We start from the raw sequence: 22,306 nt of genomic DNA, 5'->3' as shown, positions 1-22,306 counted from the left end.
CATGAACACGCTCGCGAAGCGCATCCACAACATCACGCCCGAGCCGATCCGCCTGCACTTCGAGGGCGGCGACGCCGTCGTCCTCGCCATGCGAAGCGCCGAGTTCTTCCAGGAGGCGTTCCAGGCCGAGGGCGTCGACCGGGAGACGGACACGACCTACCGGATGATCACCGACGGGGAGGACGATCCCCTGCTCGCCGCCCGCGAGACCGAGAGCGGCTGGGAGGTCGTCGGCGAGGTCGACGCGGTCGAACCGGCCTGACCCGCCGACAGAGTGGTATCGGTCCCGGCCGATTGTCCGGCAATGCGCCTCGCCGCCGTCGCCCTCTGTCTGCTCCTCGCCCTCGCCGGGTGCTTCGGGGTCGCGCCCGGGCCGGACGCCCCCGCGCCGGGCGGCGGGACCGACGACGGTGCGGACGGCGGTCCGAACGGCCGGTCCCCCGCGCTGGGCGCGAACGGGACCCTCTCGGTCCACTTCATCAACGTGGGCCAGTCGGCCTCGGCCCTCGTGATCTCGCCGACTGGCGAGACGATGCTCGTCGACTCCGGCGACTACGGGGACGACGGCGAGCACGTCGTCCGGTACCTCGAACGCCGCGGCGTCGACCGCGTCGACCACCTCGTGACGAGTCACGCCGACGCGGACCACATCGGCGGGCACGCCGCCGTCATCGAGCACTTCGAGACGGAGGGGGAGGGAGTCGGGGCGGTGTACGACCCCGGCATCGCGTCGAGCACGCGGACCTACGAGGAGTACCTCGACGCCGTCGAACGCCACGACGTCCCGCTCTACCGGACGGTCGCCGGGGACTCGATCCCCCTCGACGGCGCGTCCGTGCGCGTGCTCGCGCCGCCGGACGGCTACCTCGCCGACCGCGAGCGAAACGAGAACAGCCTCGTCCTCTACCTGCGGTTCGGAGAGACGGCCGTCCTCCTGCCCGGGGACGCCGAGGCGTCGGCCGAGCGCTACGTCGTGAACCGGAGCGGCGGTTCCATCCCCGCGACGGTCCTGAGCGCGGGCCACCACGGGAGCGCGTCGAGCACCGGCGAGGCGCTCCTCGACGCCACCGACCCGAAGATCGCGGTCGTTTCGAGCGCCTTCGACTCCCGGTACGGCCACCCGCACGAGGAGACGCTGCGGCGACTCGCCGCGCGCGACGTGCGGACCTACTGGACCGCGACCCACGGCGACGTGGCGGTCGTCAGCGACGGCGATCGGGCGAGCGTCTACACCCAGCGGGCGGCCCCGACCGACCCGCTGGCGCTGCGGGAGGGCGATCCCGTCGCCCCCGGGACGGACGACGCGCTGGAGCGCCGGGCGGTCGTCGACGGCGACGTCGTGGACGGCAGGAGCGGAACCGATCGAACCGAGTCGCCGCCCGCGCTCGTCGTCGCCGAGGTCCACGCGGACGCCGCGGGCGACGACCGGCGGAACCTGAACGACGAGTACGTCGTCTTCGAGAACGCGGGAGACGCGCCACTCGATGTCTCGGGGTGGACCGTCCGCGACGAGGCGGGAAAGACCTACGCCGTCCCCGAGGGCGTCGTCCTCGACCCCGGCGAGCGCGTGACGCTCCGGACGGGCGACGCGGACGGCGGACGCGACGGGACCGACCTCCACTGGGGGGCTGGGGGTCCGGTGTGGAACAACGACGGTGACACCGTCGTCGTCGAAAACGACAACGGGGATCGGATCCTCACGGAGACGTATGCCTGAGTACGCGGCGGTCCTCGACCGCTTCGAGGGCGACGACGCGGTGTTACTGCTGGAGGCGGACGATCGGGTCGTCGGCGACGTCGTCGTGGACCGCGACGACCTGCCGCCCGAGGCGCGCCACCAGGACGCCGTGCTCGCGGTCCGCGTCGAGGACGGCGAGGTCGTCGCGGTCGACTACGACCCGGACGAGACGGAACGCCGGCGGGACGAGGCCCAGGCGCGATTCGATCGCCTCGCGCGCCGACCCGACGAGGGGGACGACGAGGAGTGAGCGCGGGGCGAGGGTTTATGAACGAGGGCGGGACCAGCGTCACCCGTGCCGCCCACTCCCGCGCTCCTCGCGGTCCCCCTCGTCCTCGCCGCGCTCGCCCTCTCGTGGACGCCCGTTCCCGGCCCGTCCGCCCCTGGCTCGTCCGCCCTCGACCCGACGGCGACCGAGACCGCAGTCCTCGATCGCTTCGAGGGCGATGCGGCGGTGCTCGTCCTCGACGACGGAACCGTACGGACCGTCGAACGGGAGCGCCTCCCGGTCGGGGGTCGGCACGTCGACGCGACGTTCACCGCCCGACTCGTGCTCGGTCGGGTCGTCTCGTTGCGGTACGACCCGACGGCGACGCGCGCACGGCGTCGGCGGGCGCAGGCGCGCTTCGACCGCCTCGCGCGGAACGCGGACGCAGGTGAGACGGAGGGTGAGCGAGAGCGATCGGGGGCGATCGGGAGCGATCCCCCCGGCGAGGAGCGCTGCCCTCGGCTACGCCGACAGCGAGCGCACGCCCAGCACCTCGACCTCGTCGCCGACCCGGAGGGTCGTCCCCCACTGTCGCTCGGGGACGCTGGTGTTGACCATCAGGCGGAAGTCGTGGTCGTATCGGTCGCTGTCCAGCCACTCGGGGCGCGTCGCCCGCCGCCGCCGGATGAACGTCTCGCGGAAGCCGGGCGTCCCCTCGCCCGTGTCGGGGTCGCGGGAGGGGACGACGCAGCGCTGGCAGGGGTTGACGCCGAGCAGTTCGGCCTCGCCGACGCGGAAGGCGACCGCCTCGCCGCGGTCGGCGTAGAGGCGGTCCTCCCAGAAGGCGGGCACCCCGCCGATCTCGAGGTTGGCGCGGAAGCGCCGCCGAGCGGAGTCGAGGTCGAAGTCGAACCAGGACGCCACCTCCCGGAGCGTGGCGGTGCTGACGACCGTCGGTCCGGCGTACTGACGGTCGTCGGGGAACCCCCCGGCGGGCCGACGGCGCACGCTCACCGGCTCGCCGAAGTAGTCGCTCAACCAGGCGTTCAGCGCCGACCGATCGTCCAGATCGAAGGTCAGGGGCTCCCCGGTGCCGTGTTCGCGCAGGGTGAGCGTCCCCGCGTCGGGATCGACGGTCGAGCGCAGGCGGTGGACGAGCGCGGTCCGCTTGCCGTTCACGTAGTCCCCTCGACCGCCGACGGACGCGGTCTCCGGGTCGTGGGGGGCGTCCGCCGGCGCGGCGACCATCGCGTACTCGCGGTCGCCGTCGAGCGCGCCGTGTTCGACCAGCCGGGCCGTCTCCCGCTCGACCGGATCGAGGGATTTCACCGGGTGGGTCGCGATGCGTCTGAGTTCGGCCATCGGTTCGGTATGACGGTCGCTCCGGCAAGAAGGTTGTCGCACGGCGGCCGGAGCGCGAGCTATCGAAGTGACGTTTCGAGGGTTTTGCGAGGGAAGGCCGCTCCAGTCGCGGTCTTCCGCATCGTGTGAGGACGCTCACGTCCGTTCGCGTCCAGCGATGCGAGGGACAGGATTCGAACCCGTGAACCACGGGAAGACGATCCCGCGTGCCTCGCTGCGCTCGGCTTCGCGGGCTGCGACTTCCCTGCCCTCGCTCGCTCCGCTCGCGAGGACTCTACAGGAGCGGAGCGTGCGCTACCGGAATGACGTTTCGAGGGTTTTGCGAGGGAAGGCCGCTCCAGTCGCGGTCTTCCGCATCGTGTGAGGACGCTCACGTCCGTTCGCGTCCAGCGATGCGAGGGACAGGATTCGAACCCGTGAACCTCTACAGGAGCGGATCTTGAGTCCGCCGCCGTTGGCCAGGCTTGGCTACCCTCGCACGCGTCTTCCAGTACGCCGCGCGGAGCGCTAAAGCGTTGCGAAGCGGGAGCCGACGGGCGAACACGCCCCGCGCGTGCCGGACTCGACGCGCCGTCCGTCCGGCGCGCAGTATAAATCTTTAATACTCGAGGGGGGGCTGTGTTAATACATGACCGTGGTCAGCGTCTCGATGCCGGAGTCGTTGCTGGAACGCCTCGACGAGTTCGCCGAGGAGCACGGCTACACCGGCCGGAGCGAGGTGGTCCGTGAGGCCGCGCGCAACCTCCTCGGGGAGTTCGAGGACAAGCGACTCGAGGATCGCGACCTGATGGGGGTCGTCACCGTCCTGTTCAACTACGAGACGACGGCCGTCGAGGAGCGGATGATGAAGTTGCGCCACGAACACGAGTCGCTCGTCGCCTCGAACGTTCACAACCACGTCGGCGACCACTACTGCATGGAACTGTTCATCCTCGAGGGGACGCTGCAGGAGATCTCGACGTTCGTCGGGAAGATCCGCGCCACGAAGGACACCCTCACCGTGGACTACTCCGTCATCCCGGTCGACGACTTCGAGCGGACGCTCGCGGCCGACCGCTGAGACCGGTCGGAGATCGGCGGGCACATATTCCCGGCGTCGCTACCCCGGGTATGGCGACCTCCCCGTTTCTCGCGCGCGGCGGCGACGGGCTGAAACTCCTCGCGGCGGTCGGCACGACCCGCCGCGAGTTCGACCTCTCGGACCGGGCGGAGGGACTCCTCCGCGAACTGGGCTACGAGTCGCCCGACGTCGTCCCCTGGGTCACGGCGAAGGCCCTGGTGCTCGCCGGCGGCGCGACCCTCCCCGAGGGAAACGACGCCCGCACGACGGCGTGGAACCTCGGCGGTGCCGACGGCGGCCGACGCGCGACCGACGAGGAACTCCGCGAACTGGCGGCGTACCTCCGCGGGCTTCGCATCGAGGATCGCACCCTCGACACGCTCCGCGAACACGTCCGGAAGACGCGCCTCTCCGAGTTCGTCGATCCGGGGGACCTGCGCGGCCGCTCCGATCGGATGACCACGCTCAACAACATCGCCAAGGACCTCTGAGGGCGGTCGAACGCTCCGTCGTGCGGTCCTCCGTCCCGGCGTGGACCCTCGGTACGCGGAGGCGACGAGCTACCTGACCGCTCTGCGAGATGTGCCGCTGGTGCGAGCCGACGAGAGCCTGGAGCGGCGGTCCGACGCCGCTTACCCCCACCTCTGCCTCGCGGTTCGACGCGCACCCGCGGTAGACATCCGGGAGAGATTTCGGGTACTCGGGGATAGTAGTCGGCGTTCACGCGTCAATCACTTATCCGTCTCGTCCACGATCACGGTGTTCCTGATGAGGTTCGCCTCGCCGCGTCGAAGCCGAGCGGACAGCGCCTGCTTCGAGATGTCGAGGTCGTCGGCGACGTCCCCGAGCGAGCACTCACGCGGGACCTCGAAGTACCCCGCTTCGTACGCCGCGACCAGCGCCTCGCGCTGGCGTTCGGTGAGCTGGTAGCGCTCGCGGGCCGGCACGTCGAGGTGGGCGAGACGCTCGAGGCGAAACGAGACGTCGCGCTCCTCGTAGGCCTCGCGGAGCCGTCGGAGTTCGTCGCGCGACGGAACGCGCACCCGCACCCAGCTCCCCGCGATCGTCGTCCGGTTGTCGAGTAGCGCGATGTCGAGGTCGGCGAGCGTGGAGTAGACGATGCACGCCTCGCCGTACGCGGAGAGCGACAGCCGGTAGAACCGCCGATCGTCGGTCGTCCCGAGGACGGCGAACGATTCGACGGTGGGGTCGTCCGGGAGCGCCGCCTCGAACGCGTCGAAGTCACCGTCGCTCGCACAGCAGACGAGTCGAACCGGTTCGTCGTGGAACAGCCGAACGTCTTCGACCTCGACGGCCATCGAGGGAACGGACTGTAACGCGCTTCGAAGAAACGGCGAGACGATTCGGTATTCCACGAGCAGCCCCATCGTCCTGGGTCGCGAGGGCGATAGCCGTAAAGGTTTACACTTGAAGGACCCCGGCCGACGACGCCCTCGGCCGCCTCCGGTTCGTGAGATTCCGGGGACGGGAGCGGGATCGGACGGACGGGACGGCGAGACCGCCCCCGACGGCCGACAGTATATGGGCGTGGACCGACACGTACTCGGCATGGACGATCACACGCACGCGCCCGACGTTCCGCCGCCGAGGTCGGGGACGCCGGCGGGGTGGGACGCGACGGCGGGCCGCTGGGAACACGGCACGCTCAGACGCGCGACGGTTCACGGCGTTCGGCTGTACAACTCCGGGGCGTTCCACGAGTCGCACGATTGTTTCGAAGACGAGTGGTACAACTACGGGAGCGGCACAACGGAGAGCGCGTTCCTCCACGGGATGGTGCAGGTCGCGGCGGGCGCGTACAAGCACTTCGACTTCCGCGACGATTCGGGGATGCGATCGCTGTTCGAGACCGCCCTCCAGTACCTCCACGGCGTCCCCCGCGACTTCTACGGCGTCGACGTGCTCGACGTGCGCGAGACGCTCACCGCCGCGCTCGACGATCCGAGCGTCCTCCGGGACTGGCACGTTCGCCTCGACGGGGAGACACTCACGGCTCGCGAGGCCGATTTCGCGTACGTCGCGGAGTTGGACCCGTGACGCGCCGCCGCCGACCGGGGCACTGAAATGGGGGGACTCCGTACCGTCATCAAATGCGGGTCGAGCAGTTAGGGGAGGGTACCCCCGAGTACGCGGTCGTCGGCGCGATCCACGGCGACGAACCGTGCGGCGCGCACGCGGTCGAACACTTCCTCCGCGAGCGACCGGCGCTCGAACGGCCGGTGAAGTTCGTCGTCGCCAACGAACGGGCGCTCGCGCGGAACGTTCGCTACACCGACGTCGATCTGAACCGCGTGTTTCCGGGCGATCCGGACGCCGACGAGTACGAACGCAGGCTGGCACACGACGTGTTACGCGAGCTACGGGGCTGCACCACGCTCTCGATTCACTCGACGCAGTCGTACGACCGGCCGTTCGCCATCGTGAACGACGCGGATCCGCTGACCGAGACGGTCTGTCCCTACCTCTCGATCGACGCCATCGTCGAGGCTGGGGGGTTCACCGAGGGCCGACTCGTCGAGTACGCCGACGTCGTCGAGGTCGAGGCGGGTCGACAGGGGTCCGAGGAGGCGAAGGCGTACGCCGTCGACCTCGTCCGCGAGTTCCTCGGCGCGATCGGTGCCCTCCCGGCGGGCGAGCGGCGCTCGGACGAGATCCCGGTCTTCCGGCTCGAACGGCTCATCCCGAAGACCCCGGCGACGTCCTACGACGTGCGCGTGTCGAACTTCGAGCGCGTCTCGCCGGGCGCGACGTTCGCCACCGCCGACGACGACGAACTGGTCGCCCAGGAGCCGTTCTACCCCGTCCTGATGTCGCCCTACGGCTACGAGAAGGAGTTCGGGTACGCGGCCGAGCTGACGCGGACGCTCGGTTAGCGCTCGACCTCGGGCGGCGCGAACTCGACGAGCGTCAGGTCGCGGTCGAGCGCGCAGTAGTCGTGGGGCGGATCGCCGACGACCTCGCTGATCTTGTACGACTCGTCGAACGACGCGCCGAGCGGTTCGCAGAACTCGTGGCTCGGGCACTCCGTGTAGGGACAGGGTCCCTCGAGCGTCGCCGAGGATCCGGCGTAAGCACCCTTCGAGGCGACGTTCGCGCGAACGGGAGCGGGTTCGACCTCGACGGCGGTGACGCCCGTGTCGTGGACGGCGCACTCGAGGACGCCCGAGTCGCGGACGTCCGTCACGCGGTAGCGGACGCCCTCGGTGAGGTTGAGACACTGTCCCCGGTAGGGACAGCCCTCGCAGAGGGGCGACTCGCCGTTGAAGACGAACTCGACGCCCTCCTCCGCGAGTCGGGGACCGATGAGGGTGACGGTGGACATGTCAGAGGGAGGGGCGCGAGGGCGGTTAAGCCTCCCGCCCGGTGTCGCGTCCGGTGAGTTCGTCCAGCTTCTCGAAGTACGCCTCGCGGGGGACCTGGTAGAGCCCCCGGTAGTCGATCTCCCCCCCGGCGAACCGCTCGGCGAGGTCGTGGGCGGCCGCGAACGCCTCCTCGCGGTCGTCGTAGAGGTGGGGTCCGTCCTTCACCTCCGGTTCGAGGAACAGCGTGACGTGCCAGGGGTCGTCGGGACGGGGGTTCTGGCGGACGCCGGGGCGGCGGGTGCGCGCGCCGCGAGTGACGTAGATCGTCGGGAGGCAGGGCGGGGGGAAGGCCCCGCCGTCGAACACGTCCGGGCGGTAGGCGAGCACCAGTCGGTCGTCGGCGTCGCTCCAGACCTGCCAGCCCGCGGCGAGGTCGTCGGTCATGTCGATCCTACTCGCGCCGACCGCATCAGTCGTACGATCGAGAGCACTTATAAAGGGACAAACGTTTCGAATCGGAGACACTCCCTCTCGGCCGGGCTGTCCGTCGATTTTCGTTTTCGTGGGGGCGGTAAATCCGTCGGATATCCGACCCCCGTGGGAAGACTTATCTATGTGAGGAAATAACAGACTCAACAGTATCGGTGGTCACAGCCCCGTACCATCAGTCCTCGCGCGCACCCGAGTCGTGACAGCGGCGTGGGTCGTACGAGGTAGCTGATTGGTAGCACACCTCATGCGGTCGGTTCGGCCGTCTGTGGACGCGGGGCGACCGTCGACACTTGCGGGCAGCGTGGCTGTCCGTCCCGGGCGAACCGGGGATGAGACACCCGTCTCCGTGATACCATGACAGGCGACATGGAAACCCTCGAGGAACTCAGTCGGGAGTACCGGGATTCGATACCGGCGGACCTGCGCGAAACCCGGACGTTCGACTGGTACCTCCACGAGGTGTACGAAGAGCCGCGGATCGCGCGTAACGCACACCAGCGCGTCGCGGACATGTTCGATTACTACGGCACCGAGTACGACGAACGGCTCGGGGTCGTCGAGTACCGCCTCGCCAGCGAGGATCCGCTCCACGACGGCGAGAACACCTTCTACGGGCGCAACATTCACGAATCCATCCACGAGTTCGTGAACAAGGTAAAGAGCGGCGCGCGCGGCCTCGGCCCGGAGAAGCGCATCAAGCTCCTGCTCGGACCGGTCGGCTCCGGGAAGTCCGACTTCGACCGACAGGTGCGCCGGTACTTCGAAGACTACACCGCCCGCGACGACGGGCGGATGTACACGTTCCGGTGGACGAACCTCTGTGACGTCATCCGGGACCAGGACCCCGCCGACGACGTCGTACGGTCCCCGATGGATCAGGACCCCCTCGTCCTCATCCCCCAGGCGCAGCGCGACCGGGTCATCGCGGACCTCAACGAGCGCCTCGACGCGCCCTACACGATCCGAAACGAGCAGTCGCTCGACCCCGCGAGCGAGTTCTACATGGACCGGTTGCTCGACAACTACGGCGACGACCTCCAGGCGGTCCTCGAGAACCACGTCGAGATCGTGCGGCTGGTGGCCGACGAGAACAAGCGCCAGTGCGTCGAGACGTTCGAGCCGAAGGACAAGAAGAACCAGGACGAGACCGAACTCACCGGCGACGTCAACTACTCGAAGCTGGCGATCTACGGCGAGTCCGACCCGCGCGCGTTCGACTACTCGGGGGCGTTCTGCAACGCCAACCGCGGCATCTTCTCCGGCGAGGAGCTGCTGAAGCTCCAGCGGGAGTTCCTCTACGACTTCCTGCACGCGACGCAGGAGCAGACGATCAAGCCGAAGAGCAACCCCCGCATCGACATCGACCAGGTGATCGTCGGCCGCACCAACATGCCCGAGTACAAGGACAAGAAGGGCGACGAGAAGATGGAGGCGTTCAACGACCGCACCAAGCGCATCGACTTCCCCTACGTCCTCCAGTACGAGGAGGAGTCGAAGATCTACCGGAAGATGCTGCGCAACGCGGACGTGCCCGACATCCACGTCGAGCCCCACACCCTGGAGATGGCGGGGCTGTTCGGCGTCCTCACGCGGATCGAGGAGCCGACCGGCGGCACCGTCGACATCGTCCAGAAGGCCAAGGCCTACAACGGCGAGATCGACGACGGCGACGACATCGACGTGAAGAAGCTCCGCGAGGAGGCGGAGGCGACGGCCGACATCGGCGAGGGCATGGAGGGCGTCTCCCCGCGGTTCATCGGCGACGAGATCGCCGAGGCGATCATGGACTCGATGCACCGCGGCCGCGACTTCCTCTCGCCGCTCACGACGTTCAACCACCTCGAGACCAACCTCGAGAACCACGGGTCCATCCCCGAGGACCGCTTCGAGCGCTACTACCGCTACCTGGAGATGGTCCGCGAGGAGTACAGAGAGCGCGCCATCGAGGACGTTCGCCACGCGCTGGCCTACGACGTCGACGAGATCCAGCGCCAGGGCGAGAAGTACATGGACCACGTCATGGCCTACATCGACGACGACACCGTCGTCGACGAGATCACGGGCCGCGAGCAGGAGCCCGACGAGAAGTTCCTCCGGAGCGTCGAGGAGAAGCTCAACATCCCCGAGGACCGCAAGAACGACTTCCGCCAGGAGGTCTCCAACTGGGTCTCGCGGCGCGCCCGCGAGGGGACGAGCTTCAACCCCCACGACAACGACCGCCTGCGCCGCGCCCTGGAGCGGAAGCTCTGGGAGGACAAGAAGCACAACATCAACTTCTCGGCGCTGGTGTCGAGCGGGGAGATGGAGGACGACGAGCGCAACGCGTGGATCGAGGCGCTGACCGATCAGGGCTACTCGCGCGAGGGGGCAAAGGAGGTGCTCGAATTCGCCGGCGCGGAGGTCGCCAGGACCGAGATGGAGGAATGAGCCGGGATTTCATCCGGGAGGCGGACCGCGCGCTGACGGAGACCTACGAGGAGCCGATGAGCCTCGCGGAGTACGTAGACCGGGTGTTCGAACAGCCGCACGTCGCCTCCCACGCGAGCAAGTACCTGCTCGACGCCATCGAGGCCCCCGGGACGCGCACCGTCGTCGAGGAGGGCGAGGAGAAGGAGCGCTACCGCTTCTTCGACGACCCCTACAACGACGGCGAGCACGCCATCCTGGGCAACACCGAGGTCCTGAACGAGTTCGTCGACGACCTGCGCTCCATCGCCGCCCGCCGCGGGAAGGAGGAGAAGATCATCTGGCTCGAGGGGCCCACCGCGACCGGCAAGTCCGAGCTGAAACGCTGTCTCATCAACGGCCTGCGCGAGTACTCGAAGACCGACGAGGGGCGGCGCTACACCGTCGAGTGGAACGTCTCGGGGGCGAGCACCGAGGGCTCCGGCCTGACCTACGGCGAGGCACCGGTGAGCAACGAGGAGGACTGGTACGTGAGTCCCGTCCAGTCGCACCCGCTCTCGGTGTTTCCGCCGGAGGTGCGAAAGGAGTTGCTGGCGGACCTCAACGACCGCCTCGACGATCACATCGACGTCCTGGTCGAGGGACGGCTGGACCCGTTCTGCCGCGAGGCGTACGACTACCTGGAGGAACAGTACCGCAGGCGCGGCCGGGAGGACCTCTTCTCCGCGGTGACCGACCCGAAGCACCTCCGGGTGAAGAACTTCGTCGCCGACGTGGGGACGGGCATCGGCGTCCTCCACTCCGAGGACGACGGGACGCCCAAGGAGCGCCTCGTCGGGTCGTGGATGCACGGCATGCTCCAGGCGCTCGACTCCCGCGGCCGGAAGAACCCGCAGGCGTTCAGCTACGACGGCGTGCTCTCGCAGGGCAACGGCCTGCTCACGCTCGTCGAGGACGCAGCCCAGCACGCAGACCTGCTCCAGAAGCTGCTGAACGTCCCCGACGAGGGGAGCGTGAAGCTCGATAAGGGGATCGGGATGGACATCGACACGCAGTTGCTCATCATCTCCAACCCCGATCTGGAGGCGCAGCTGAACCAGCACGCCGAGCGCCACGGGCAGGACCCGCTCAAGGCGCTCAAGCGGCGGCTCGACAAGCACGAGTTCCGGTACCTGACGAACCTCTCGCTCGAGGCCGAGTTGCTGCGCCGCGAACTCACCAACGAGACGACGGTGTGGACCGCCACCACCTACGATCAGCTCGAGGAGAAGATCCGCGAGCCGGTCACGATCGACGTGCGGGACAACCGCCGTCGGGTGCACCGGAAGGAACTCGCCCCGCACGTCGTCGAGGCGGCCGCGCTGTACAACGTCGTGACGCGCCTCGACACCGAGGACCTGCCGCCGGGACTCGACCTCGTGGACAAGGCGCTGCTGTTCGACGCGGGCTACATCCAGGACGGCGACGAGCGCCGCGAGAAGGACGACTTCGAGTTCGGACCGAACGCCAACGACGGCCAGCACGGCATCCCCGTCACCTACACGCGGGACGTCGTCGCCGACCTGCTGCACGACACGAGCGACCGCCACCACCCCGACCTCCCCGTCGAGCACGTCATCATGCCCCGCGACGTGCTCAACGGCATGGCAGACGGGTTCGTCGACGCGCCGGTGTTCTCGAACGCGGAGCGCACCGAGTTCGAGAACCGCCTCGTGCAGGTGAAAAACCGCGTCTTCCGCCAGCAGGAGCGGGACGTGCTCACGGCCATCATGCGCGACAAGCGCGTCGACGAGGAGACGGTCGAGGAGTACGTCGAACACGTCTACGCCTGGAACGAGGGCGAGACCATCACCAACGACCGCGGCGAGGAGGTCGAGCCGGACCCCCTGCGGATGAAGGTGTTCGAGATCGAGCACCTCGGGCGGTTCGACGAGTCCCACTACGACGGGACGCAGCCGCTGCCCGCCGTTCGGACCTTCCGCACGGAGAAGGTGATGACCGCGCTCAACCGTCACGCGTGGCGACACCGGGACGAGGCGTTCCGCGCGGGCGACATCGAACTGAAGGAGATCCCCGTCATCCGGGCGGTCCTGGGGAGCCACGACTGGGACGACGTCCGGCGGGTGTTCGACGACTTCGACCCCCGACAGTGGGACGACCCGCCGACCGGGACGGAGACGGCGAGCGTCAAGGCATCGACGATCGAGGACATGCAGGACCTGTTCGGCTACAGCGCCGCGTCGGCGGAGCTGACCAGCCGGCACGTCATGAGCCAGGTGAGTTACCGATGGGACTGAGAGACGACCTCGAACGGTACCGCGAAGTGGGCGAGGCCCGCCGCGAGGACCTCGCCGAGTTCATCCAGTACGGCGACCTCGGACAGAGCCTCCCGGACGAGGTACGCATCCCGATCAAGATCGTGGACCTCCCCGAGTTCGCCTACGACCGCCTCGACCAGGGGGGCGTGGGACAGGGGCAGGGGGGCACGCCCGACGTGGGCGATCCGGTCGGCCAGCCGCGGCCCCAACCTGGCGACGGCGACGGTGAGGAGGGCCAGGCCGGCGAGGACGGAGCCGACCACGAGTACTACGAGATGGACCCCGAGGAGTTCGCCCAGGAACTCGACGAGGAACTGGGGTTGACGCTGGAGCCGAAGGGCAAGCGCGTCATCGAGGAGAAGGAGGGTGACTACACGGACATCACCCGCACCGGCCCCGCGAGCACGCTCGACTTCGAGCACCTGTTCAAGGAGGGGCTGAAGCGCAAGCTGTCGATGGACTTCGACGAGGAGTACGTCCGCGAGGCGCTCCGCGTCGAGGGCTGGGGTCCCGACGAGGTGTTCGCCTGGGCGCGCGAGAAGAACATGCCCGTCTCCCGGGCGTGGATCGCGGACGCGGCCTCGGAGATCCCCGAGACGGAGCGCGACCGCTGGGGGAGCATCGAGGAGATGGAGCGCAGCGTCGAGGAGGAGACGCCCATCCAGCGCATCCGCCGGGAGGGGTTGAAGCAGATCCCCTTCCGCCGGGAGGACGAGCGGTTCCGCTACCCCGAGATCGTAGAGGAGCGCGAGAAGAACGTCGTCGTGGTGAACATCCGCGACGTCTCCGGCAGCATGCGCGAGAAGAAGCGCGAACTCGTCGAGCGCACGTTCACCCCGCTCGACTGGTACCTCACCGGCAAGTACGACAACGCCGAGTTCGTCTATATCGCCCACGACGCGGAGGCCTGGCAGGTCGAGCGCGAGGAGTTCTTCGGCATCCGCTCCGGCGGCGGCACGCGCATCTCCAGCGCGTACGAACTCGCCAAGGAACTGCTCGAGGAGTACCCGTGGAGCGAGTGGAACCGCTACGTCTTCGCGGCGGGCGACTCCGAGAACTCCTCGAACGACACCGAAGAGCGGGTCATCCCGCTGATGGAGGAGATCCCGGCGAACCTCCACGCGTACGTGGAGACCCAGCCGTCGGGCAACGCCATCAACGCGACCCACGCCGACGAGGTGGAGCGGCACTTCAAGGGGGGCAACGGCGTGGCCGTCGCCTACGTCACCGGCCCCGACGACGTCGTCGACGCCATCTACACCATCCTGAGCACAGAGGACAATGAGGGACAATGAGTGAACCAGACCGCATCCGGAAACAGCAGGTGGCCGCCTCGCTGCGCGAGCCCGTACGGGAAGCGGCCGACCTCGCGGGGAAGCTAGGGCTCGATCCCTACCCCGTCAACTACTGGATCATCGACTACGACGACATGAACGAACTCATCGCCTACGACGGGTTCCAGGAGCGGTACCCGCACTGGCGGTGGGGGATGAAGTACGACCAGCAGCGCAAGCAGCGGCAGTTCCTCGGCGGCAAGGCGTTCGAGATCGTCAACAACGACGACCCCGCCCACGCCTTCCTCCAGGAGTCGAACACGACCGCGGATCAGAAGGCGGTCATCACGCACGTCGAGGCGCACTCGGACTTCTTCAAGCACAACCAGTGGTTCGGACTGTTCAGCGACGCGCCGGACGCCGCCCGGATGCTCGCCAGCCACGCGCGCATCGTCGAGTCGTACATGGACGACCCGGAGATCGACCGCGAGGAGGTCGAGGAGTTCATCGACCACGTGCTCTGTCTGGAGGACTGCATCGACCAGCACGAACCGTTCGCCCCGGTCGCGTCGAGCGCCGACGAGCCGTTCGAGGCCGACGACATCGCGGAACGGCTCGACCAGCTGGGCCTGAGCGACGAGGTCAAGCGGCAGGTGTTCAGCGACGAGTGGCTCGAATCCCAGCGCGAGACGCCCGACGAGGCGCGCTTCCCCGCGGAGCCGGAACTCGACATCGTCGCGTTCCTGCGAAACCACGGCAAGCGCTACGACCGCGAGGCGGGCAAGGCCGTCGACTTCGAGGACTGGCAGCGCGAGGTGCTCGACGTGCTCCGCCGGGAGGCGTACTACTTCGCCCCCCAGAAGATGACGAAGGTGATGAACGAGGGGTGGGCCGCCTACTGGGAGTCGATGATGATGGCAGAGGAGGGATTCGCCGACGAGAACGAGTTCGTCGACTACGCCGACCACCAGTCGATGGTGCTCGCCTCGCCGGGGTTCAACCCCTACAAGCTCGGCAAGGAGCTGTGGGAGTACATCGAGAACACGACCAACCGCCGGGAGGTCGCGGAGACGCTCCTCCGGGTTCGGGGCATCACGTGGCGGAACTTCCACGACCGGGTCGACTTCGACGAGGTGCTCGACGCGCTCGAGCCCGACCCCATCGTCGCGCACGTCGACTCGGACTCGCTCGACGCGCTCGACCCGGAGGACCCGCGCGTCGACGCGGAGGCGCTGGCGGCGGCGAGGGCGGGCGAGGTGGACGTCGATCGCTACCCGTGGAAGGTGCTCACCTACGAGGGGCTGTGCGAGCGCCACTACTCGCTGGTGAAGCGACAGCACCGGGGGTTCCTGAAACGCCTCTCGCAGACCGAACTGGAGCGCATCGCGCGCTACATGTTCGACGACGACCGGTACGGGAGCGTCGAGGAGGCGCTGGCCGACGTCGATCGCAGCCGCGGCTGGGACCGCATGCGCGAGATCCGCGAGAGCCACAACGACGTGACGTTCCTCGATGAGTTCCTCACCCAGGAGTTCGTCGACGAGAACCACTACTTCACCTACGAGTACACCCACACCACACGCGACTACCGCGCCACCAGCACGGACGTCGAGGACGTGAAGAAGAAGCTCATGCTCCGCTTTACGAACTTCGGCAAGCCGACGGTCGCCGTCGAGGACGGGAACTACAACAACCGCAACGAGCTGCTGCTCGCCCACCAGTACAACGGCGTCATGCTCGACGTGAAGCAGGCCCAGCAGGTGCTCGAACGCGTCTTCGAGCTGTGGGGGCGGCCGGTCAACCTGAAGACCATCGTGAAGGAACTCGACGACCACGACGTCGAGGTCGCCCGGCGGCGCGACCGCGAACCCACGCCGGAGGAGCGCGGGAAGCTCGTCCGCTTCGACGGCGAGGAGTTCTTCGTGCGCGACCTCCCGTGGGACGAGGTCGACCACCTCGCCGCGACCGACGTGGACTACGACACGAAGCCCGACGAGTGGCTCGCGTGAGGCCGGCCGCATCCGGGTCCGAATCCGAGCCCGAACCCGAGTGCGCTCTCGATCGCGTCGGTCCGGTCAGTCCCGCGGCGGTCGGAACGCCCGGAGCGTGTCCTGTCCGACCGGTTCCGACTCGACCTCGACGAGGCCCAGATCGGTGAAGATCCGCCTCCAGTTGCGGTAGTACAGCGGGAACTCGTCGTTGACGTAGTTTACGTCGGGCTCATCCTGTCCTCTCCCTCCGTCGTCCCGCTCGTCGTTTCCTCCCGTCTCCCCCCTCTGGCCTTCACTCTCCTCCCCTTCGCCTTCACTCTCCTCGTTTCCTCCCTTCCCCTTCCCTTCGTGCTCCACCGTGACGACGAGGTCGCCCGCGATCCGGGGGAGTTCCTCGAAGACCCACTCGTTGTCGGGGTGGACGTGCTGGAGCGTCTCGACGGAGAACACGGCGTCGAACTGGTCGTCGTCGAAGTCGGCGACGACGTTCTCGATGGCGTCGGCGTGGAACGACACGCTCGCGGCGAGGTCGGGTGCGGTCTCCTCCATCACGCGGAACGCCTCGTCGTTGACGTCGATACCGTGGAGGTCCTCGTAGCCGTGCTCGTGCAGGTGAGAGAGGTGCCGGCCGGAACTGCACCCGAGTTCCAGCACGGACGCGTCCCGCCCGACGACGGCGTCGAGGAGGTCGCGAACGCGCTCGCTCGCCTCGTTCGGCCCGTAGTAGGCGTAGTAGCTCGGGGAGTACTCGCCCGACCGTTCCGCCCACTGTCGGAGCACCTCGGTAGAATCCACTACCGGCCACAGGGTCTCCGGCGGTAAAGGTACCTCGATACCCGCGTCGGTTCCGTCGACCCCCGACGATTCACGGGGTCGTCATTCACATTCACGGGAGCGTTCCGATCGATCGCTAGAATCGATCAGTTCGGTCCATCTACTTCGAACGTGGAAAACAGGGACGAGAGACTCCCTCGCGTCACCGGAACGGGGCGACGACGGGACACGAGCGACCGGACCCCGGGCGGGACAGTCAGCGGGCGGGACGGTCAGCGAGCGGAACGGTCAGTGCGGTCGGCGGTAGCCCACGGGTACGCCGATCACTCGATGTCGATGCGGTGGGCGTCGTCGTCGTCCTCCCGTTCGGCGGTGGGGAGGTGGACTTCGAGCACGCCGTTGCGGTACGAGGCGGTGATCTCGTCGTCGAGCACCTCGCCGGGGATGGTGACCTGCTCGAAGACGCTGCGTCGTCGCGCGCTGGTCTCGTCCGCGACCTCGTGGGCTCCCGAGAGCGTCAGCACCCCGTCGTCGAAGGTGAGGTCCAGCTCGTCCCGCTCGAAGCCCGGGAGGTCGGCGTGGACGAGGTAGCCGTCCTCACCGGTCTCGACGCGCAGGTTCGCGTCGCCCGACGGGAGCGACTCCCAGCGCGACTGGACGGGGGCGTTCCAGTCCCAGGTGCCGAACATGGAGCGGCGCATCTGGTCGAACATCCGTTCCATCTCCTCGAAGGGGGTACGTCTGATTGCCATACGTGATCGACACTCTATATGGCCGTCCTATATAATAAGGATTACGTGACCAGTGCTATCTGGTGGTAGGGAGATCGTAGGGCGAGAATTACCATACGTAACCGAAAGGGTGGCTCGCCGCGTTCCCGCTACGGTTCGACCAGGATCGTCCCGTTGCTCTCGACGGTGACGCGACACCCCGCGAAGCGAAACCGGATGCGGCCGTCGATGCTCGGTTGCCCGTCCGGACCGGGACAGAACAGCTCGTCGAGCGCGTCCGGATCGACCGCTTCGTACAGCGAATCGAGTTCCATCGGATCGACGTCGACGACGGCACCGACGGCCTGCATGACCGTGATGCTCAGCGATCCCGGATGCGTCATGTCGTGGTACGCGCGGTACGCCACCCCGTCGTCGGTCGTCAGCTGCTCCGGCGATACCGTTGCGGGCGATGAGTCGACCATAACCATTCGTGTCACGTCAGTTGTACCGGCCTGCGTCGTAGAAGTACAAGAATGTTCGTCAGACAACCTCGTTTAATCTGTTAATTAATGAAGTAATATTAATTGTATCCGTACAGACCTCGTCGGAGGACGATGCGCATATCGGGCGGGAATCGGGGGGTCGTTGTAGATGAATGTCTATTTTTGCACGTGACCGCCGGGGACGGGATGACGGAGTCGTCCGAGTCTCACCCCGACCGAACGCATACCCGTGGTCGGCGAGTCGTCCGCTCGACCCCCGAGTGTCGCATTCGCTCCTCACGTTCGTTCGTCGCAGAATGCTCGGTCGGGGATTTGAACTCGCCGAGACGGTCGCGCTCACTCCGTTCGCGCGCTGCGACTCGTCTGCTCAAATCCACTCCCTGCGCGTTTCGCTCGCGTCACTCCGTGACGCTCGCTGCAATGCTCGGTCGGGGAGTTGAACCACGCCCGAGAACCTGCGCTTCGCGCAGAACCTCGGTCTACTTCAAATCGCCCGGATGTCGCATTCGCTCCTCACGTTCGTTCGTCGCAGAATGCTCGGTCGGGGATTTGAACCCCGGTCGTTGGCTCGAAAGGCCAACATGATTGGCCGGACTACACCAACCGAGCCGTACGGAAAGATTCCCCGTCGGCCGGTTAAGTGTTCCGAGTTTTACTGGCCCTTGAACTCGGGATCGCGGTCGCCCATGAACGCGGTGATGCCCTCCATGAGGTCCTCGGTGTTCATGAGGTGGCCGAACGCCTGCGCCTCGAGTTCGAGGCCGGCGTCGATGTCCTCCCAACCGCGGAGCATCGCGCGCTTGGTGAACATCTGGGAGATGGGCGGGCCGCCGGCGAGCCGCTCGGCGAGGTCGAGCGCCGCCTCGTCGAACTCGGCGTGCGGGACGACGCGGTTGACGAACCCCCAGTCGGCCATCGTCTCCGCGTCGAAGCGGTCGGCAGTGAAGACGACCTGCTTCGCCCGACCCATGCCGATGAGCCGCTGGAGGCGCTGGGTACCGCCCCAGCCGGGCAGGAGGCCGAGGCTGTGCTCGGGCAGGCCGAGTTCCGAGCGGTCGCTGGCGATCCGAAGGTCGGCGCAGGCGGCGAGTTCGAGGCCCCCGCCGAGCGCGAAGCCGTCGATCCCCGCGACGACGGGCATCGGGGTCTCCTCGAACCGGCCGAACGTCTCCTGGCCCTTCTTCGAGAGTTCGATGGCCGAGAGCGGTTCCGCGCTGGCGGCGAAGCCGGAGACGTCCGCCCCGGCGGAGAACGCGCGGTCGCCCTTGCCCGTGATGAGAATCGCGCGCACGTCGTCGTCTCCCTCGAACCTGTCGAGGGCCGCCGAGAGTTCCTCGAGCACGTCGGCGTTGATCGTGTTCATGCGCGCCTCGCGGTCGAGCACGATGTGCCCCACGTTCTCGCGGGGGTACTCGACGCTGATCGTGGTGAACTCGACCCCGTTCTCGTCCTCGTCACCGCCGTGGAAGCCGCCGGACTCGGCGGCCTCGCGGAGGCCGTCGGCGACCGCGTAGCGCGCCGCGCCCGTCTCCTCGTAGAGTTCCTCCAGCGTCTCCACGAGCGCGTCGATTCCGACGTTGTCGGCCATCTTCGCCGGGCCTTCGGGGTAACCCGCGCCGAGCATCACGGCCTGATCGATGTCGCGCGGCGGCGCGACGTCCCCCTCGACGAGGTGGCCGACCTCGTTCGCCATCGTCGCGAGCAGGCGCAGCTTCACGTCCTCGCGCGTCTCGTCGGTGGGGATCTGTGCCCCCTCGCCGTCCTCGTAGTCGTAGAACCCCCGTCCCACCTTCTTGCCGTAGCGCTCCTCCTCGACGGTCTCCTCGAGCAGCGGGCAGGGCTCGTAGGCCTCCCCGAGCACCTCGTTCATGTACTCCAGGACGTGGTAGGTGACGTCGTTGCCGACCTGGTCGCCGAGTTCGAACGCGCCCATGGGCAGGCCGACGTCGAACTTGACGGTGGAGTCGACCTCCTCCATGGTGGCGGTCCCGTCCTCGACGATCCAGCAGGCCTCGTTCATCAGGGGGACGAGCACGCGGTTGACGATGAACCCGGGGACGTCCTTGCGGACGCGGACGGGCGTCTTGCCGAACGCCTCGGCGAGGTCCTCGGCGAGTTCGAGCGTCCGCTCGTCGGTGTGCGCCCCCGAGATGACCTCGACCAGCGCCATGCGGACCGGCGGGTTGAAGAAGTGCATCCCACAGAACTGCTCGGGGCGCTCGGTCACCTCCGAGAGGTCGGTGATCGACAGCGAGGAGGTGTTCGTGGCGAGGATCGCGCGGTCGGGGGCGTACTCGACCACGTCGCCGTAGACGTCCTTCTTGATGTCCATCTTCTCCGGGACCGCCTCGATGACGAAGTCGACGTCACCGACGGCCTCCTCCATGTCGACGACGGGCGTGATCCGATCGAGGCTGGCGTCGGCCTCCTCCCGCGTGATCTGGTCCTTCTCGGCGAGCTTGTCCAGGCTCCACTCGATCTGCTCGTAGCCGTTCCGGACGAACTCCTCGTTGATGTCGCGGAGCATCACGTCGTAGCCGGCCATCGCCGCGACCTCGGCGATGCCGTGGCCCATGTTACCGGCACCGAGGACCGCGATAGTGTCGATCTCGTCGAATTCCATAGTGACGTTCGTAGCGTCTCGGGCGTCGATGTTCAACGTTTCCCATCCGATCGTCGACAACTCCTAGCGGGTTTACAGACTACGGAAAACGATTATGTGGAAACGACGGCGAGATAAACCGACATGGACTTCGAGCTATCCGACGAGCAGAGACAGATCAGAGAGGAGGTCCGTCGGTTCGGGGAGAACGAGATCGCCCCCGTCGCACGGGAGTACGACGTGGAGGAGAAGTTCCCCTTCGAGGTGCTCGACAGGGCCGCTGAGATGGGTCTCAGCGGGGCCAACATCCCCATCGAGTACGGCGGCGCGGGCTACAGCGCCCTCGAGACCGCCCTCATCGTCGAGGAGCTGTTCGCCGTCGATCCCGGCATCGCGCTCTCCATCACGGCGACGACGTTCGGCAGCGACGCCATCATGGAGTTCGGCACCGAGGACCAGAAGGAGCGGTTCCTGGAGCCGGTCGCCACGGGCGAGGCCATCATGGGCGCGGCCATCTCCGAGCCGGACACCGGGAGCGACGTCTCCTCCGTCTCCACGCGCGCCGAGAAGAAGGACGACGGGTGGGTGATCAACGGCAACAAGATGTGGATCACCAACGGTACCGTCGGCGACTTCTTCGTCGTGATGTGCGAGACCGACCCCGAGGCCGAGGGGCGGTACAACGGCTTCTCGCAGATCGTCGTCGAGTCCGACCGCGACGGCTTCTCCGCGGAGAAGATCACCGGCAAGCTCGGCATCCGCGCGAGCGACACCGCGGAACTCATCTTCGACGACGTGCGCGTCCCCGAGGAGAACCTCGTCGGCACCCGCGGGATGGGCTTCCTCCAGCTCATGCAGTTCTTCGACGTGACCCGGACGATGGTCGCCGCCCAGGGCGTCGGCATCGCCAAGGGGGCCTGCGAACGCGCGCTCGACTACGCGAAGGAGCGCGAGCAGTTCGGCCGCCCCATCGGCGACTTCCAGGCCATCCAGCACAAGCTCGCCGACATGCACACGCGCACCGAGGCCGCCCGCCAGCTGACCTACAAGTCGGCGTGGAGCGTCGACAACTCCGACGACCAGCTGACGACGCTCGCCTCGATGGCGAAGGAGTTCGCCTCCCGCGTCGCCGTCGACTGCGCCAACGAGGCCGTCCAGATCCACGGCGGTTCGGGCTACGTCAACGACTTCGACGTGGAGCGACTCTACCGCGACGCGAAGATCACCCAGATCTACGAGGGCACCACCGAGATCCAGAAGAACATCATCGCCCGCGAGTTGCTGGGGAAGGGCTTCTAAACCACCACCTTTTTCTTCGTCGGGTGCGCTCCCTTCGGTCGCGCACCACTCCTCGAAAAATCTGGACCAAAAAGGCCGGGCGCGAACTCCGTTCGCGCCCGGTGAACCGCGCCGCTTCGCGGCGCGGACGCTCGGTGGTATTGCTCGGGTCGCTTCGCGCCGGCTTTGACCGGTCGTAGCGTCTCGGCGACGATCGATACAGGCAGAGCGTGTTTCATTGATTCGTACGGAAAGTACTTGTTT

20 protein-coding genes, 2 tRNA genes and 1 pseudogene are annotated in these 22,306 nt (G+C 67.5%); 13 read left to right on the top strand and 10 right to left on the bottom strand.

From position 1 onward, the window contains the following. The first annotated feature begins 1 nt into the window (after position 1). The 4 genes and pseudogenes from NKI68_RS02760 to NKI68_RS23765 form a co-directional block, all read left to right on the top strand. Complete coding sequence (locus NKI68_RS02760) at positions 2 to 262, top strand: DUF8072 family protein (RefSeq protein WP_254545161.1); 261 nt, start codon at positions 2 to 4, stop codon at positions 260 to 262. 42 nt (positions 263 to 304) lie between these two features. After that, complete coding sequence (locus NKI68_RS02755; protein WP_254545160.1) at positions 305 to 1,717, top strand: lamin tail domain-containing protein; 1,413 nt, start codon at positions 305 to 307, stop codon at positions 1,715 to 1,717. Next, entirely contained in the window at positions 1,710 to 1,988 is a 279-nt protein-coding gene (locus NKI68_RS02750; RefSeq protein WP_254545159.1) for a DUF3006 domain-containing protein, read from the top strand. Before NKI68_RS02755 ends, NKI68_RS02750 begins: the two co-directional genes overlap by 8 nt. A gap of 45 nt (positions 1,989 to 2,033) precedes the next feature. Beyond that, positions 2,034 to 2,315, top strand: a pseudogene (locus tag NKI68_RS23765) (DUF3006 domain-containing protein); the annotation flags it as partial. Positions 2,316 to 2,468: 153 nt separating this feature from the next. On the opposite strand, the gene NKI68_RS02740 reads toward NKI68_RS23765, so the two are convergent. Together NKI68_RS02740 and NKI68_RS02735 are read right to left on the bottom strand one after the other, a co-directional pair. Continuing rightward, a complete protein-coding gene (locus NKI68_RS02740; RefSeq protein ID WP_254545158.1) occupies positions 2,469 to 3,308 on the bottom strand; it encodes an MOSC domain-containing protein in 840 nt (279 codons plus the stop codon). A gap of 393 nt (positions 3,309 to 3,701) precedes the next feature. Then, positions 3,702 to 3,786 (bottom strand) — tRNA-Leu (locus NKI68_RS02735). Positions 3,787 to 3,936: 150 nt separating this feature from the next. Between NKI68_RS02735 and NKI68_RS02730 the strand changes: the two genes are divergently transcribed. After that, positions 3,937 to 4,368: a CopG family ribbon-helix-helix protein gene (locus NKI68_RS02730; protein WP_254545157.1), complete on the top strand. Its 432-nt coding sequence runs from the start codon at positions 3,937 to 3,939 to the stop codon at positions 4,366 to 4,368. A gap of 50 nt (positions 4,369 to 4,418) precedes the next feature. Beyond that, positions 4,419 to 4,859 (top strand): hypothetical protein, encoded by a 441-nt coding sequence (locus NKI68_RS02725; protein WP_254545156.1) that lies wholly within the window; start codon positions 4,419 to 4,421, stop codon positions 4,857 to 4,859. Between the two features lie 240 nt (positions 4,860 to 5,099). Here the strand turns inward: NKI68_RS02725 and NKI68_RS02720 are convergent, their stop codons facing one another. Beyond that, positions 5,100 to 5,756, bottom strand: coding sequence for a helix-turn-helix domain-containing protein (locus NKI68_RS02720; protein WP_254545155.1), 657 nt, complete (start codon positions 5,754 to 5,756; stop codon positions 5,100 to 5,102). 181 nt (positions 5,757 to 5,937) lie between these two features. Here NKI68_RS02720 and NKI68_RS02715 point away from each other — a divergent pair, with 181 nt between their 5' ends. Both NKI68_RS02715 and NKI68_RS02710 read left to right on the top strand, forming a co-directional pair. Next, entirely contained in the window at positions 5,938 to 6,426 is a 489-nt protein-coding gene (locus tag NKI68_RS02715) for a DUF309 domain-containing protein (RefSeq protein WP_254545154.1), read from the top strand. A 53-nt stretch (positions 6,427 to 6,479) separates the two neighbouring features. After that, a complete protein-coding gene (locus tag NKI68_RS02710) occupies positions 6,480 to 7,262 on the top strand; it encodes a M14 family metallopeptidase (RefSeq protein ID WP_254545153.1) in 783 nt (260 codons plus the stop codon). Here the strand turns inward: NKI68_RS02710 and NKI68_RS02705 are convergent. After that, on the bottom strand, positions 7,259 to 7,711 hold the full coding sequence (locus NKI68_RS02705; RefSeq protein WP_254545152.1) for a UPF0179 family protein: 453 nt from the start codon (positions 7,709 to 7,711) through the stop codon (positions 7,259 to 7,261). The genes NKI68_RS02710 and NKI68_RS02705 overlap by 4 nt on opposite strands. A gap of 25 nt (positions 7,712 to 7,736) precedes the next feature. After that, positions 7,737 to 8,135 carry a DUF5820 family protein gene (locus NKI68_RS02700; RefSeq protein WP_254545151.1) on the bottom strand — a complete coding sequence of 133 codons (399 nt, stop codon included), beginning with the start codon at positions 8,133 to 8,135 and terminating at the stop codon, positions 7,737 to 7,739. A gap of 402 nt (positions 8,136 to 8,537) precedes the next feature. Between NKI68_RS02700 and NKI68_RS02695 the strand changes: the two genes are divergently transcribed. The 4 genes from NKI68_RS02695 to NKI68_RS02680 are packed head-to-tail and all read left to right on the top strand — an operon-like array spanning position 8,538 to position 16,190. Next, positions 8,538 to 10,610, top strand: a complete 2,073-nt coding sequence (locus NKI68_RS02695) for a PrkA family serine protein kinase (protein WP_254545150.1) — start codon at positions 8,538 to 8,540, stop codon at positions 10,608 to 10,610. Beyond that, positions 10,607 to 12,886, top strand: coding sequence for a PrkA family serine protein kinase (locus tag NKI68_RS02690; protein WP_254545149.1), 2,280 nt, complete (start codon positions 10,607 to 10,609; stop codon positions 12,884 to 12,886). Before NKI68_RS02695 ends, NKI68_RS02690 begins: the two co-directional genes overlap by 4 nt. Further along, entirely contained in the window at positions 12,877 to 14,202 is a 1,326-nt protein-coding gene (locus NKI68_RS02685) for a YeaH/YhbH family protein (protein WP_254545148.1), read from the top strand. The genes NKI68_RS02690 and NKI68_RS02685 overlap by 10 nt, the downstream gene beginning before the upstream one ends. Then, positions 14,199 to 16,190 (top strand): SpoVR family protein, encoded by a 1,992-nt coding sequence (locus NKI68_RS02680; protein ID WP_254545147.1) that lies wholly within the window; start codon positions 14,199 to 14,201, stop codon positions 16,188 to 16,190. The genes NKI68_RS02685 and NKI68_RS02680 overlap by 4 nt, the downstream gene beginning before the upstream one ends. A 66-nt stretch (positions 16,191 to 16,256) precedes the next feature. Here NKI68_RS02680 and NKI68_RS02675 read toward each other — a convergent pair whose 3' ends face one another. The 5 genes from NKI68_RS02675 to NKI68_RS02655 form a co-directional block, all read right to left on the bottom strand. Next, on the bottom strand, positions 16,257 to 16,967 hold the full coding sequence (locus tag NKI68_RS02675; protein ID WP_254545146.1) for a class I SAM-dependent methyltransferase: 711 nt from the start codon (positions 16,965 to 16,967) through the stop codon (positions 16,257 to 16,259). A 302-nt stretch (positions 16,968 to 17,269) separates the two neighbouring features. Beyond that, positions 17,270 to 17,698, bottom strand: coding sequence for an Hsp20/alpha crystallin family protein (locus tag NKI68_RS02670; protein WP_254545145.1), 429 nt, complete (start codon positions 17,696 to 17,698; stop codon positions 17,270 to 17,272). Between the two features lie 128 nt (positions 17,699 to 17,826). Further along, the gene (gene ddfA / locus NKI68_RS02665) at positions 17,827 to 18,147 is read right to left on the bottom strand and encodes a DdfA family disk-determining factor (RefSeq protein WP_254545144.1); all 321 of its coding nucleotides are present in this window, start codon (positions 18,145 to 18,147) and stop codon (positions 17,827 to 17,829) included. Between the two features lie 549 nt (positions 18,148 to 18,696). Beyond that, a tRNA-Glu gene (locus NKI68_RS02660) sits at positions 18,697 to 18,771 on the bottom strand. Between the two features lie 43 nt (positions 18,772 to 18,814). After that, positions 18,815 to 20,785 carry a 3-hydroxyacyl-CoA dehydrogenase/enoyl-CoA hydratase family protein gene (locus NKI68_RS02655; RefSeq protein WP_254545143.1) on the bottom strand — a complete coding sequence of 657 codons (1,971 nt, stop codon included), beginning with the start codon at positions 20,783 to 20,785 and terminating at the stop codon, positions 18,815 to 18,817. Between the two features lie 123 nt (positions 20,786 to 20,908). Here NKI68_RS02655 and NKI68_RS02650 point away from each other — a divergent pair, with 123 nt between their 5' ends. Further along, positions 20,909 to 22,063: an acyl-CoA dehydrogenase family protein gene (locus NKI68_RS02650; RefSeq protein WP_254545142.1), complete on the top strand. Its 1,155-nt coding sequence runs from the start codon at positions 20,909 to 20,911 to the stop codon at positions 22,061 to 22,063. Positions 22,064 to 22,306 lie beyond the last annotated feature (243 nt).

The sequence above is a fragment of the Halomarina pelagica genome (genome assembly GCF_024228315.1).
GTDB lineage: Archaea > Halobacteriota > Halobacteria > Halobacteriales > Haloarculaceae > Halomarina > Halomarina pelagica.
This window is presented reverse-complemented; position numbering and strand designations above follow the sequence as displayed.

Bases quoted from the DNA above. Each gene is read 5' to 3' on its own strand.
- NKI68_RS02760 (WP_254545161.1), top strand. From the start codon at position 2: ATGAACACGCTCGCGAAGCGCATCCACAACATCACGCCCGAGCCGATC.
- NKI68_RS02755 (WP_254545160.1), top strand. From the start codon at position 305: ATGCGCCTCGCCGCCGTCGCCCTCTGTCTGCTCCTCGCCCTCGCCGGG.
- NKI68_RS02750 (WP_254545159.1), top strand. From the start codon at position 1,710: ATGCCTGAGTACGCGGCGGTCCTCGACCGCTTCGAGGGCGACGACGCG.
- NKI68_RS02740 (WP_254545158.1), bottom strand. From the start codon at position 3,308: ATGGCCGAACTCAGACGCATCGCGACCCACCCGGTGAAATCCCTCGAT.
- NKI68_RS02730 (WP_254545157.1), top strand. From the start codon at position 3,937: ATGACCGTGGTCAGCGTCTCGATGCCGGAGTCGTTGCTGGAACGCCTC.
- NKI68_RS02725 (WP_254545156.1), top strand. From the start codon at position 4,419: ATGGCGACCTCCCCGTTTCTCGCGCGCGGCGGCGACGGGCTGAAACTC.
- NKI68_RS02720 (WP_254545155.1), bottom strand. From the start codon at position 5,756: ATGGGGCTGCTCGTGGAATACCGAATCGTCTCGCCGTTTCTTCGAAGC.
- NKI68_RS02715 (WP_254545154.1), top strand. From the start codon at position 5,938: ATGGACGATCACACGCACGCGCCCGACGTTCCGCCGCCGAGGTCGGGG.
- NKI68_RS02710 (WP_254545153.1), top strand. From the start codon at position 6,480: ATGCGGGTCGAGCAGTTAGGGGAGGGTACCCCCGAGTACGCGGTCGTC.
- NKI68_RS02705 (WP_254545152.1), bottom strand. From the start codon at position 7,711: ATGTCCACCGTCACCCTCATCGGTCCCCGACTCGCGGAGGAGGGCGTC.
- NKI68_RS02700 (WP_254545151.1), bottom strand. From the start codon at position 8,135: ATGACCGACGACCTCGCCGCGGGCTGGCAGGTCTGGAGCGACGCCGAC.
- NKI68_RS02695 (WP_254545150.1), top strand. From the start codon at position 8,538: ATGACAGGCGACATGGAAACCCTCGAGGAACTCAGTCGGGAGTACCGG.
- NKI68_RS02690 (WP_254545149.1), top strand. From the start codon at position 10,607: ATGAGCCGGGATTTCATCCGGGAGGCGGACCGCGCGCTGACGGAGACC.
- NKI68_RS02685 (WP_254545148.1), top strand. From the start codon at position 12,877: ATGGGACTGAGAGACGACCTCGAACGGTACCGCGAAGTGGGCGAGGCC.
- NKI68_RS02680 (WP_254545147.1), top strand. From the start codon at position 14,199: ATGAGTGAACCAGACCGCATCCGGAAACAGCAGGTGGCCGCCTCGCTG.
- NKI68_RS02670 (WP_254545145.1), bottom strand. From the start codon at position 17,698: ATGGCAATCAGACGTACCCCCTTCGAGGAGATGGAACGGATGTTCGAC.
- ddfA (WP_254545144.1), bottom strand. From the start codon at position 18,147: ATGGTTATGGTCGACTCATCGCCCGCAACGGTATCGCCGGAGCAGCTG.
- NKI68_RS02655 (WP_254545143.1), bottom strand. From the start codon at position 20,785: ATGGAATTCGACGAGATCGACACTATCGCGGTCCTCGGTGCCGGTAAC.
- NKI68_RS02650 (WP_254545142.1), top strand. From the start codon at position 20,909: ATGGACTTCGAGCTATCCGACGAGCAGAGACAGATCAGAGAGGAGGTC.